This window comes from Corallococcus sp. CA053C (assembly GCF_003611675.1).
Classification (GTDB): domain Bacteria; phylum Myxococcota; class Myxococcia; order Myxococcales; family Myxococcaceae; genus Corallococcus.
Genome location: NZ_RAWA01000346.1, coordinates 1 through 10,695, shown reverse-complemented (window position 1 = coordinate 10,695; position 10,695 = coordinate 1). Strand labels below are relative to the sequence as shown.

Here is a 10,695-nt window from a genome sequence, read left to right as displayed (position 1 = left end):
GCGGTGGGGGCGGTGGCGGCGCCGTGGGCTCCATCCACCTGCGAGCCGTCCAGGGTTGCGTGATACCCACGGGCGCCGTCATCAGCCCCGCTGCCACCGGGGGCTGTCAGGTCCCCTGACCCGCACGCAGGGCAGTCAAGCCAGCAAGCAGCGAATGTGAAGTTTCACACACCCGATGTGAAAACATGTATCTTGTTTTCCGCCTGCCTTTGACCGCGCGGCGAGGTGTCGGGGCACCCGACTGTCTCACGCGGCAAAACACACATCAGGGGGAATACATCCTATGAATCGCAAGCAATTGCTGCGTCGCGGCACCGTGCTGGGCCTGGGCTTCTTCGCGCTGGCGGGCTGTGGGGGCACGGACGCCGTGATCCAGGATCCCGACGTGGCCTCCGTCGAGCAGGGCCTCAACGTCGCGACGAACGGCGGCTTCGAGGCCAACGCCATCGGCAACTTCAACTATGTCCAGCTCAACGCAGGCAGCACCGCGCTGCCGCCCTGGACCATCACCGGCAGCATCAAGGTGCTGAAGAACCCCTACAAGGTGCCGGCCGGGGGGGTGCAGTCCATCGACCTCAACGGCTCCAGCGCGGGCTCCGTCACCCAGTACGTCCCCACCGTGGTGGGCGGGGGCTACACGCTGTCGTTCTACGTCTCCAACAGCCCGGGGTGCACCACCGTCTCCCGCTCGATGGACATCGCCTACGACACGCGCACGGCCAGCACCTCCAACGCCTCCGCGACGTGGAGCCTGCGCACCTACACCTTCAACGCCACCACCACCTCGACGCTGATCAAGCTCACGAGCACCTCGGGCGGCGTCGGCTGTGGGCTCGCCATCGACAACCTGACCGTCAACGGCCCCTGAGCCCTGGACGCAGGGACAATCGGACCGTCGTCCTTCACACAGGACGACGGCCCGCTTCGTTGTAGCCCCTGGAGCGCTCCGGGTGCGACGTCCGCTGCGGGACCCAAGGGGTAGACGGGTCGCGCCCGACGATCCAGATCGGGCGGGCCTTGGATCAGTCCCCCGCCCCCTTCCGCCCTCAACGCTCGTGCGAGGACGCGTCGTGGCGTCCGCTCCGGGAGGCGTTGGACGCGTGGCGGGTCTGGACTGGGTGCAGGTAGACGTGGGCTTCCCCATGAGCCTCGCGGTGATCGGCGCGGCGCGTTCGCTGGACATGGATCGGCGCGCGTTCCTGGGCGCCATGGTCAAACTGCAGGCCTGGGCCGTGCAGGCCTTCCCGAAGGACGCTTCGAAACCCCTGGGACCGTCCGCGGACCTGTCCGCTGGGCGTCCGTGGGACGCGTCCGCGGACACCGCACGCACGACGCCCACCCCCGCGTTGACCGCCCGCGCCGCCGCCTTCTTCGCCTGTTCCCTGGCAGGCAGCGCCGTCATCAGCCCCCCTGCCACCGGGGGCTGTCAGGTCCCCTGACCCGCACGCAGGACCGCCAGGCCAGCAACCAGCGATCGTGAAGTCTCACGCACTCTGTGTGAATCCATGTATCCTGTTTTCCGCCTCCCTTTGACTGCGCGGGCAGGTGTCGGGGAGCCCGACTGTACTGGCGCGTCAATCACACGCATCCGGGGGATACACCCTATGAATCGCATGCAATTGCTGCGTCGCGGCGCCGTGCTGGGTCTGGGCTTCTTCGCGCTGGGGGGCTGCGGGGGCACGGACGCCGTGATCCAGGATCCCGACATGGCCTCCGTCGAGCAGGGCCTCAACGTCGCAACGAACGGCAGCTTCGAGACCAACGACATCGGCACCGCCAGCTCCGTCTTCCTCAGCGCGGGCAGTACCGCGCTGCCGGGTTGGATCGTAGACGCCGGCGGCATCAAGGTGATGAAGAACACCTACAAGGTGCCGTCTTCGGGGACGCAGTCCATCGACCTCAACGGCAACGGGGCGGGCTCCATCACCCAGTACGTCCCCACCGTGGTGGGCACGAACTACACGCTCTCGTTCTACGTCTCCAACAGCCCGGGGTGCGCCACCAGCTCCCGCTCGATGAAGGTCACCTACGACACGCACACGGCCAGCACCTCCAACAACACGGGCTCCGTCTGGAACATCCGGAACTACCGCTTCCAGGCCACCACCAACGCGACGCTGATCAAGCTCACGAGCACCTCGGCAGGTGTCGAGTGTGGGATCGCCGTCGACCAGGTGGTCGTCAACGGGCCGTGAGCCTCACGGCTTCCTGAGCCTCGGGCCGTCGTCCCTTCCACCGGGGCGGCGGCCCGTCTTCGTCTGGCGCCACAGCCTCCCGGGGGCTCCAGAGGCCACATCGGAAAGTGGCGTAGGATTGTCCCGCTGCTTCTTTCCTCCTGGATGGCTCCCTTGGAATTCCCTTTGGCCCCCGCCCTGCGCATCGACCTGGGCAAGCGCGCCGGCGTCACCGGCGGTCTGCTGGGCGTGCTGTGCGTGCTCGCCGAGTTCTGCTTCCTGTTCCCCCACCTGCTGGTGTCCAACGACGGGCGGGCCTTCTACGCGGAGCACCTGGGCGTCTTCCGCGGCATCCTCCAGGTGTCCATCGTCGTCACCTTCCTCTTGGGCGCCTTCAGCGTGCTGACCCTGCGCTCCAAGGCGCACGGGGTCATCGCCATGGTGCTGGCGATGGTGGCCATGCTGCTGGGCGGCGGTGAGGCGGAGCCCCTCACGCAAACGCCCCGCGCGATGAGCGCCGGCCTGGACTTCTTCGCGTTGGACCTGCTGGTGCTGGGGCTGGTGTTCATCCCCATGGAGCGGCTGTGGGGCCTGCACGAGCAGCGCATCTTCCGCACGGGCTGGCAGACGGACCTGAAGCACTTCTTCGTCAGCCACGTGGGCGTGCAGCTCATCTCCTTCGCGGTGCTCATCCCGGTGCAGGTGTTCCTGTCCTGGGCGGTGCGCATGGACTTCCAGCAGCACGTGGCCGCGCAGCCCGTGTGGCTCCAGTTCTTTGAAATCCTCCTGGTGATCGACCTCGTGAGCTACTGGGTGCACCGGGCCTTCCACACGGTGCCGTGGCTTTGGAACTTCCACGCCATCCACCACTCGCCGCTGCAGATGGACTGGCTGGCCAGTTCGCGCTCGCACCTGGTGGACGTGCTCGTCAACCGCTTCGCGGGCTTCGTGCCGGTGTTCCTGCTGGGCTTCCACCCGTCCGCCATCTACGGCTACCTCGTCTTCGTGTCCTTCCACGCCGTGTACATCCACGCGAACGTGAACCACCGCTGGCCCTACCTGCGCTGGGTGTTCGCGACGCCGGAGTTCCACCACTGGCACCACACGTCGGACGAGGAGGGCATCGACAAGAACTTCGCCGTCTTCCTGTCGTTCATCGATGTCCTCTTCGGCACCGCCCACCAGCCTGCGCACTGGCCGTCCCGCTACGGCACCACGCAGTTCCAGCCGCCGGAGACCTACCTGGGGCAGCTCGCGTACCCGTTCAAGCGGCACGAGAAGACGCCCTACGGGTAGCGGGGGATCCCACAAGCGGACATGGCGCCATGCTTTTACGAGGCAAGCGGGGGGCCCGGACGTATAGATCGCGCATGCGCTACGCACTGACGGCTGCTTCGTTCCTCGTCCTCGCGGGTTGTTCCCACTCGACGCCCGCCCCTTCGTCGTCTCCCACGTCACAAAGCCAGGAGGCCCCCGTGTCGATGCAGTCGTTGGTGGAGGCCCCGGATCGCACGGACGCGGACCGCGCGCTCGACGCGGGCCGGCACCCCGCCGCGCTGCTGGAGTTCGCGGGCGTGCGGCCCGGCATGAAGGTGGCGGAGCTGATGGCCGGCACGGGCTACACCACGGAGTTCCTGGTGCGCGCGGTGGGGCCCACCGGGAAGGTGTACGGTGAGAACCCGAAGGTCGTGCTGGAGCGCTTCGCGGAGAAGCGCTGGCAGGAGCGACTGGCGCGCCCGGTGAACCAGGGCGTGGTGCGCGTGGACCGCGAGCTGGACTCGCCGGTGCCGCCCGAGGTGAACGACCTGGACGTGGTGGTGAGCAACATCATCTACCACGACACGACGTGGCTGGGCGTGGACCGGGCGAAGATGAACGCGGCGGTGTTCCAGGCGCTCAAGCCCGGCGGCGTCTACGTCGTCCTCGACTCGAGCGCGAAGTCGGGCACGGGCCTCGCGGACACGGAGACGCTGCACCGCATCGACGAGAAGGTGGTGCGCGACGAGGTGCAGGCCGCGGGCTTCAAGTTCCAGGAAGAGAGCAACGTCTGGCGCAACCCGGAGGACACGCGGGACTGGAACTCCAGCCCGGGCGCCGCGGGTGAGCGCCGGGGCACGAGCGACCGGTTCGCGCTGAAGTTCGTCAAGCCAGGCTAGGAACCGGGCACGACGGGACAGCGATTCTCCACGGTAAGGTGCGAGCCATGGCTCAGGAAAAGAAGCAGACCTTCACCGCGAAGCTCGAAGTGGCCAACGACGCCGGTGGCCGCTTCGTGCGCTGTCCCTTCGACAGCAAGGACCTCTTCGGAGAGGCCCGGCCCCCCGTGAAGGGCACCGTCAACGGGCAGCCCTTCCGGAGCCGGCTGATGGTGTACGGAGGCAAGACGTACCTGGGCTTCACGCGCGAGGTGCGCGACGCCGCGGGCATCGAGGAAGGCATGGCGCTGGCCATCGTCCTGGAGCGCGACACGGAGCCCCGTGAGATCGAAGTGCCGGAGGACCTGCAGCGCGCGCTCGACGCAGAGCCCGCGCTGAGGGACGTGTTCACGAAGCTCGCGTTCACGCACCGCAAGGAGTTCGTGCAGTCGATCACCGAGGCGAAGCGGCCGGAGACGCGCGAGCGCCGCCTGGCCCAGACGCTGGAGAAGCTGCGCGCCCGAGCGGCTCAGTCCTGAGGCGGACCGTCCTCGTCGCTTCCGTCCGACGGCTGCCCCCGCACCGCCGTGAGCAGCAGGTCGTACTTCCCCCCCAGGAACGTGCGGAAGCCGTGCTGGTGCAGGTAGCGCCGGTAGAAGGACAGGTCCTTCACCAGCAGCGACAGATCCGGTTCGCGCAGGTTGCGCACGCGCGCGCCGTAGACGACCTCACCATCGCGGAAGCGTGAGTTGGGGAAGCCCAGCACCAACGCAGCCCGCGGCTCCAGGTGCTCCTGCACCAGCTTGCGCAGCAGCGCCCGGTCGTCCACGCCAGGGCTCTGCAACGTGCCCACGGACACCACCGCGTCGAAGCGCCCCAACCCCGCCGGAAGCGCGTTCAGGTCCGCCTGCACGAACGCATGGCGCGCATCCGGGAAGGCCCCCCGGGCCTCGGCGAGCGCGCTGGCGCTGTGATCCACGCCCACGAAGCGGGCATCCTTCGCGCCCTCCACCCACTCGAACGCGGCCAGCTCATCGCCCCGGTTGACGCCCAGGTCCAGCACCCGCGCGCCCGGCGGCAGGCGCAGCCGCTCCACGGCTTCCAACCACGGCAGCAGGAAGCCCGCATCCTCGAACTTCCGCACGCGCGCGAACGCGGACGCCGCGCCATAGCGCTCCTGCGGCGACTCCGAGCGCTCCCCTTCCCCACTCCCCGCGTGCCACGGGGCCTCCGCGCCCAGCGGCTCGAACGTGAGCCGCACGTGCGTGGCATCCACGCCGCGCGGTGTGAGCAGGCGGCAGGACAGCCCCTCCGCCAGATCACACCAGCTGCGCAGCGGGCGATGGACGAGCCCTCCCTCCGGCCCGACACGCTCGCCCGGATAGTGCCCATGTCCCAGGTCCGGATCCGGCACGTCGATGGACACGGCCCCCGACGCCAGCGCCGCCTCCAGGTGACGCAGCACGAGGACCAGCGGTTCGGCGTGGAAGCGACGCGGGCTTTCAGGGGGGCGCGACATGCCCCCACCCTATCGCTCAGCGGGACTCCACCACGACCTTCCCGAACGGTCCCCGGTCCAGGTGCTCCAGCGCTGCGGGCAGGTCCTCCAGGGGGTAGCGCGTGTCGATGACCGGCTTGAGCCCGAGCCGGTCCACCGCGCGCACCAGCTCCTCCAGCCCGCGCCGGTGGCCCACGTAGATGCCCCGGATCGTCGGCTCCTTGCGCAGGAGCGGACCGGACGATCCCGTCACCGTGAAGCCCTCGAACACGCCAATCACGGAGATGCGTCCATGCAGCGCCACCGCTTCAAGCGAGCGACCCAGGTGCGCGCCGCCCACCAGCTCCAGGATGTGATCCACGCCCCGGTCCGCGGTGAGGCGGTAGACGGCCTCCACCCAGTCCTCGCGCTCCCGGTGGATGATGTGCGTCGCGCCCAGCGCCTTCGCCCGCGCCAGCTTCTCGTCGCTCCCCGAGATGACGATGACGTCCGCGCCCTGGGCCCGCGCGAGCTGCAACCCGAACAGCGCCACGCCGCCCGTGCCCTGCACCAGCACCGTCTGTCCCGGACGCACGGGGCCATACTCCACCAGCGCGGTCCACGCGGTCAGCCCCGCGCAGGGCAAGGTGCTGGCTTCAGCCGCATCGAGCGTGGCCGGAGCCCTCACGAACCAGTCCGCCGGGAACGCGACGAACTCCGCGAGGACTCCCGGGTGCGTACCGCCCAGCATCGCGTACGGAGGCATGCGCGCCGAACCATGCCCCGCGCCGTCCAGGCGACCGGGAGAGAATGTGGAGAGGACCCGGTCTCCCACCGCGAACCGCGTCACCCCCGCCCCGAGGCCCGTCACCACGCCCGCCAGATCCGAAGCCGGGGTGAAGGGGAACTTCATCGACGGGCCCACGCCCGTTTCGATGGCCTGCTTGTCCCGGTAGTTCAGCGACACGGCGGCCACCTTCACCAGCACCTCGCCCGGTCCCGGCTCCGGGATCGCCACGGTGTTGAGGCGCAGCCGCGCACGTCCAGGGGCATCCATCTCCCAGCGCTTCATCGTCGAGGTCACCACGGGCTTCTCCTTGCAGCAGGTTCGTGGCGGAGAAGGTATTGTCGAACCCATTTCCACAGTGGCGACAACGGTTCCAATCAGTGTCGCTCCCACGGCGACAATGGACGAGACATGAGCGATCCCCTGCACGGTGTGTCTGTCTTCGTCGAGGCTGTCGATGCCGGTGGCTTCTCCGCCGCCGCCGCGAAGCTCCACCTCTCGCGCTCCGCGGTGGGCAAGACGGTGGCCCGATTGGAAGAGCGGTTGGGGGTGCGCCTCTTCCATCGCACGACGCGCACGCAGGGCCTGACGCACGACGGACAGGTCTTCTACGAGCGGTGTCTGCGCGCGCTGGCAGAGCTGCGCGCGGGAGAGGCACTGCTGGAGTCCGGCAAGCAGGAGGCCGCGGGCAGGCTGCGCGTCAGCATGCCCGTGCTGTTCGGCCGTCGCTGCGTGGCGCCCATCCTGCGCGACCTCGCGCGCGCGCATCCGAAACTCGAACTGGATCTGTCCTTCAGCGACCGCACCGTGGACCTGCTGGAGGACGGCTTCGACCTCGTCATCCGCAGCGCGGGGAGCAAGGGCATTGGCACCGGGGACGGGCTCACCGCCCGCCGCGTCAGCCAGCAGCGCATGACCGTGTGCGCTTCCCCCGCCTACCTGCGCAAGCGCGGCACGCCTCGCACCTGGGAAGCGCTCGCGAAGCACGACACCCTCGCCTACGTTCGCTCCGGGCGGGTGCGCACCTGGCTCTTTCCCCAGGAGGACGGCACGAACGCGGAGCTCGTCCCCCTCTCGCGCTTGCGGTTGGACGACCTGGAGGCCATCGCCGACGCGGCCGTCGCGGGCATGGGCCTCGCGTGGCTGCCCTGCTGGTTGATCCGGGACCACATCCGCGACCGGGAGCTGGTGCAGGTGCTGCCTGACAGTCCCGGGTTGCTCTTCGACGTCTACGCGCTCTGGCCTGGCACGCCGCACCTGCCCGTCCGCGTACGTGTCGCCATCGACGCGCTCGCGAAGGGACTGCCCCCCGTCATCAAGTGACGTCCTGGCCCACCAGCCGGCGGATGCCCTGGAGCTTGTCGGGATTGCGCGTGACGTAGATGGCGACGATGCGGTCCTCCTCGAAGGCGAACGCGGTGGTCTGCAACACGCCATCCGCTTCCACGGTCACGATGGCCGGCAGTCCGTCGATGGGCCCCTCGTAGACGAGCCGCGAGGCATCCAGCCCGAAGCGCTCCCGCAGCCCGTTGAAGAAGCGCAGGACCTTGTCCGCGCCATAGATGGGGTTGGGGGCCGCCTTCACCTTGCCACCGCCGTCGGTGTACGTGACGACGTCCTGGGCGAGCAGCGCCTGGAGCGCGTTCATGTCCCCGCTCCGGGACGCGGTGAAGAACGCCGAGGCCAGCTCGCGGCCCTTGCCTTCCGTCACCGGGAAGCGAGGCCGGGCCTCGCGCACGTGGCTCCGCGCCCGGCTGGCGAGCTGCCGACACGCCGCGGGGTCACGGTCGATGGCCTTCGCCACCTCGTCGAAGTCCATGCCGAACACGTCGTGGAGGAGGAACGCGGCCCGCTCCAACGGGGACAGGCGCTCCAGGGCCAGCATCAGGGTCAGCGTCAAGTCGTCGCCCTCCACCGCTTCGACGATGGGCTCTGGAAGCCAGGTCCCCACGTACTGCTCGCGCTGGACGCGGGCGGACTTCAGGACGTCGAGGCACAGGCGCGACACCGTCCGGACGAGCACGGCCTCGGCGTCCCGCACGACAGCGCGGTCCGTCTGGTGCCAGCGCAGATACGCCTCCTGCACCACGTCCTCCGCCTCCGCGACACTGCCCAGCATCCGATAGGCGATGCGGAGCAGGCGCGGGCGGAGCGGGTCGAAGGCGTCCTCGGGAGTCACCTCAGGCGGCTTCACTGCGTGGAGCCACTGGATGGATGGACTGGAAGCCGATGGAGATCCGGTTCCAGATGTTGATCATCCCGATGAGCAGGGTCAGTTTCACGCTCTCCTCCTCGCTGAAGTGCGCCCGCATCGCAACATAGTCCGCGTCTGGCGCATGAGTCTGGGAGACGAGCGTCAGGGCCTCGGTCCAGGCCAGGGCCGCCCGCTCGCGGTCGGTGAAGAGGGGCGACTCCCGCCAGGCGGACAGCAGGTAGATGCGCTCCTCGGTCTCTCCCTGCTTGCGGGCGTCGAGGGCGTGCATGTGGATGCAGAAGGCGCAGCCGTTGATCTGCGAGGCGCGGATCTTCACCAGCTCCGTCAGGCTCGCCTCGAGCCCGCTGCCCTGGACCTTCCCTGCGAAGTCGAGCATTTCCTTCATCACGGCCGGCGCGGCGGCAAAGGGATTCATCCTGGGCTTCATGGGTGTGGCTCCGTTTTTCGAGGCAGGAACATCCTGTCCGCCCCCAGGACGAATCACCCTCGCGGCCTGTGACATGGTCATTTCGGAAGGGATTTTCCCTCCTCGAAAACCGTGGCCTTGCGCAGGCGCACCCGGAGCGTCTGCCCGGCGCGCACCCCTTCCAGGGCCGGCCCGATGACGCGCAGGAACGCTTCTGCCACCGGGAAGCGGTACTCCGCCGCATGCCCCAGGAACAGGCGGGCGGAGAGGACCAGCGGAGTGCCTGCCTCCCCCAGCTCCAGGTCCTCCGGCCGCACCACCAACGTCCCCGGTCCCGAGCGCCCCTTCAGCTCCGCCGGCAGCTCGAACGCGACGTCCGCCCCCACGCAGTGGAAGGAGCCCGCCCGGGCCTCGCCCTTCAGCACGTTCGCGCCACCGACGAAGCCCGCGACGAACGGCGTCGCTGGATCCCGGTACAGGCGCTCGGGCGTGTCCACCTGTTCGATGACGCCCCGGTTCATCACCGCGATGCGGTCCGACAGCGCCAGCGCCTCGCCCTGGTCGTGCGTGACGAACACCAGCGTGGTGCCCAGCCGGGCCCGCAGCGCGGCGATCTCCGCGCGCAACTCCTCGCGCAGCGCCGCGTCCAGGTTCGACAACGGCTCGTCCAGCAGCAGCACCCGGGGCCCCGCCACCAGCGCCCGAGCGAGCGCCACGCGCTGCAACTGCCCACCTGAGAGCTCGTGAGGCATCCGTGCCGCGAACGCCTCCAGGCGCACCCATCGCAGGGCTTCGCGCACGCGGGTGGCGACCTCGTGCCGGGGCACCTTCCGGAGCACCAGCGGATACGCGACGTTCGCCTCCACGCTGCGATGCGGCCACACGGCGTAGCTCTGGAACACCATGCCCAGGCCGCGCTTCTCCGGAGGCACGCGCACGCCGGGCCCGGCCACCACGTCATCGCCCAATCGGATGGTGCCCGCGTCCGGGTGCTCCAGCCCGGCGAGCATCCGCAGCGTCGTCGTCTTCCCGCAGCCAGAGGGGCCCAGCAGGGACACCAGCTCTCCCTGCCCCACCTCCAGGCTCAGGCCCCGCACCACGGGCGTCCCGCCGTACGCCTTGACCAGTCCCTCCAGGACGATAGCCGCCATCACCGCTCCTCCGGCACGCGCCGCCGCGCCCACGCGAGCACGGCCTGTCCCGCCACCACCAGCGCCACGAACGCGCACGCCAGCACCGCCGCGGCGGCCGGATCCGCGTAGCTCTGCAGCTCGAACAGCAGCGTTCCCAACACCTCCGAACCCGCCGGCACCAGCAGCACCGACAGGGTGATCTCCGTGGCGCACGCGAGGAACGCGAGCACGAACGCCACCGTGAGCGCCGGCCGGAGCAACGGCAGCGTCGCGTCCACGAACGCCCGCGTCGGCCCCGCGCCGCCCACCCGGGCCGCCTCCGCGAGCGAGGGATCCACCTGCGCCAATGCCTCGGAGCTGTTGCGTTC

13 protein-coding genes are annotated in these 10,695 nt (G+C 69.4%); 7 read left to right on the top strand and 6 right to left on the bottom strand.

The genetic code is table 11. The features are described 5' to 3' along the window. Window positions 1-283 precede the first annotated feature (283 nt). The 6 genes from D7V97_RS32820 (at window position 284) to D7V97_RS32795 (ending at window position 4,848) form a co-directional block, all read left to right on the top strand. Window positions 284-868, top strand: a complete 585-nt coding sequence (locus D7V97_RS32820; RefSeq protein ID WP_120614561.1) for a DUF642 domain-containing protein — start codon at window positions 284-286, stop codon at window positions 866-868. Window positions 869-1,100: 232 nt separating this feature from the next. Then, on the top strand, window positions 1,101-1,439 hold the full coding sequence (locus D7V97_RS32815) for a hypothetical protein (RefSeq protein WP_120614560.1): 339 nt from the start codon (window positions 1,101-1,103) through the stop codon (window positions 1,437-1,439). A gap of 165 nt (window positions 1,440-1,604) precedes the next feature. Then, the gene (locus D7V97_RS32810; protein WP_158623505.1) at window positions 1,605-2,195 is read left to right on the top strand and encodes a DUF642 domain-containing protein; all 591 of its coding nucleotides are present in this window, start codon (window positions 1,605-1,607) and stop codon (window positions 2,193-2,195) included. A gap of 153 nt (window positions 2,196-2,348) precedes the next feature. Continuing rightward, entirely contained in the window at window positions 2,349-3,470 is a 1,122-nt protein-coding gene (locus D7V97_RS32805) for a sterol desaturase family protein (RefSeq protein WP_233583374.1), read from the top strand. A gap of 74 nt (window positions 3,471-3,544) precedes the next feature. Further along, window positions 3,545-4,330 carry a class I SAM-dependent methyltransferase gene (locus D7V97_RS32800; RefSeq protein WP_120614557.1) on the top strand — a complete coding sequence of 262 codons (786 nt, stop codon included), beginning with the start codon at window positions 3,545-3,547 and terminating at the stop codon, window positions 4,328-4,330. A gap of 47 nt (window positions 4,331-4,377) precedes the next feature. After that, window positions 4,378-4,848 carry a YdeI/OmpD-associated family protein gene (locus tag D7V97_RS32795; RefSeq protein ID WP_120614556.1) on the top strand — a complete coding sequence of 157 codons (471 nt, stop codon included), beginning with the start codon at window positions 4,378-4,380 and terminating at the stop codon, window positions 4,846-4,848. On the opposite strand, the gene D7V97_RS32790 is transcribed toward D7V97_RS32795, so the two are convergent. Next, window positions 4,839-5,828, bottom strand: coding sequence for a bifunctional 2-polyprenyl-6-hydroxyphenol methylase/3-demethylubiquinol 3-O-methyltransferase UbiG (locus D7V97_RS32790; RefSeq protein ID WP_120614555.1), 990 nt, complete (start codon window positions 5,826-5,828; stop codon window positions 4,839-4,841). The two genes, D7V97_RS32795 and D7V97_RS32790, sit on opposite strands and share 10 nt — an antisense overlap. Before the next feature lie 16 nt (window positions 5,829-5,844). After that, window positions 5,845-6,873, bottom strand: coding sequence for an NAD(P)-dependent alcohol dehydrogenase (locus D7V97_RS32785; protein ID WP_233583373.1), 1,029 nt, complete (start codon window positions 6,871-6,873; stop codon window positions 5,845-5,847). Window positions 6,874-6,984: 111 nt separating this feature from the next. Here D7V97_RS32785 and D7V97_RS32780 point away from each other — a divergent pair, with 111 nt between their 5' ends. Continuing rightward, complete coding sequence (locus tag D7V97_RS32780; RefSeq protein ID WP_120614554.1) at window positions 6,985-7,896, top strand: LysR family transcriptional regulator; 912 nt, start codon at window positions 6,985-6,987, stop codon at window positions 7,894-7,896. On the opposite strand, the gene D7V97_RS32775 is transcribed toward D7V97_RS32780, so the two are convergent. From D7V97_RS32775 to D7V97_RS32760, 4 genes are all read right to left on the bottom strand, one after another. Next, the gene (locus D7V97_RS32775; RefSeq protein WP_120614553.1) at window positions 7,889-8,752 is read right to left on the bottom strand and encodes a sigma-70 family RNA polymerase sigma factor; all 864 of its coding nucleotides are present in this window, start codon (window positions 8,750-8,752) and stop codon (window positions 7,889-7,891) included. The genes D7V97_RS32780 and D7V97_RS32775 overlap by 8 nt on opposite strands. Before the next feature lies 1 nt (window position 8,753). Continuing rightward, complete coding sequence (locus tag D7V97_RS32770) at window positions 8,754-9,215, bottom strand: carboxymuconolactone decarboxylase family protein (protein WP_120614552.1); 462 nt, start codon at window positions 9,213-9,215, stop codon at window positions 8,754-8,756. A gap of 77 nt (window positions 9,216-9,292) precedes the next feature. Next, complete coding sequence (locus tag D7V97_RS32765; RefSeq protein ID WP_199729014.1) at window positions 9,293-10,345, bottom strand: ABC transporter ATP-binding protein; 1,053 nt, start codon at window positions 10,343-10,345, stop codon at window positions 9,293-9,295. Then, the coding region (locus D7V97_RS32760) for an ABC transporter permease subunit (protein WP_120614551.1) at window positions 10,345-10,695 on the bottom strand (351 nt) is incomplete at its 5' end. The genes D7V97_RS32760 and D7V97_RS32765, both read right to left, overlap by 1 nt.

What these genes read in the sequence shown, in the direction of transcription:
- D7V97_RS32820 (WP_120614561.1), top strand. Translation starts at nt 284, where the DNA reads ATGAATCGCAAGCAATTGCTGCGTCGCGGCACCGTGCTGGGCCTGGGC.
- D7V97_RS32810 (WP_158623505.1), top strand. Translation starts at nt 1,605, where the DNA reads ATGAATCGCATGCAATTGCTGCGTCGCGGCGCCGTGCTGGGTCTGGGC.
- D7V97_RS32800 (WP_120614557.1), top strand. Translation starts at nt 3,545, where the DNA reads ATGCGCTACGCACTGACGGCTGCTTCGTTCCTCGTCCTCGCGGGTTGT.
- D7V97_RS32795 (WP_120614556.1), top strand. Translation starts at nt 4,378, where the DNA reads ATGGCTCAGGAAAAGAAGCAGACCTTCACCGCGAAGCTCGAAGTGGCC.
- D7V97_RS32790 (WP_120614555.1), bottom strand. Translation starts at nt 5,828, where the DNA reads ATGTCGCGCCCCCCTGAAAGCCCGCGTCGCTTCCACGCCGAACCGCTG.
- D7V97_RS32780 (WP_120614554.1), top strand. Translation starts at nt 6,985, where the DNA reads ATGAGCGATCCCCTGCACGGTGTGTCTGTCTTCGTCGAGGCTGTCGAT.
- D7V97_RS32770 (WP_120614552.1), bottom strand. Translation starts at nt 9,215, where the DNA reads ATGAAGCCCAGGATGAATCCCTTTGCCGCCGCGCCGGCCGTGATGAAG.
- D7V97_RS32765 (WP_199729014.1), bottom strand. Translation starts at nt 10,345, where the DNA reads ATGGCGGCTATCGTCCTGGAGGGACTGGTCAAGGCGTACGGCGGGACG.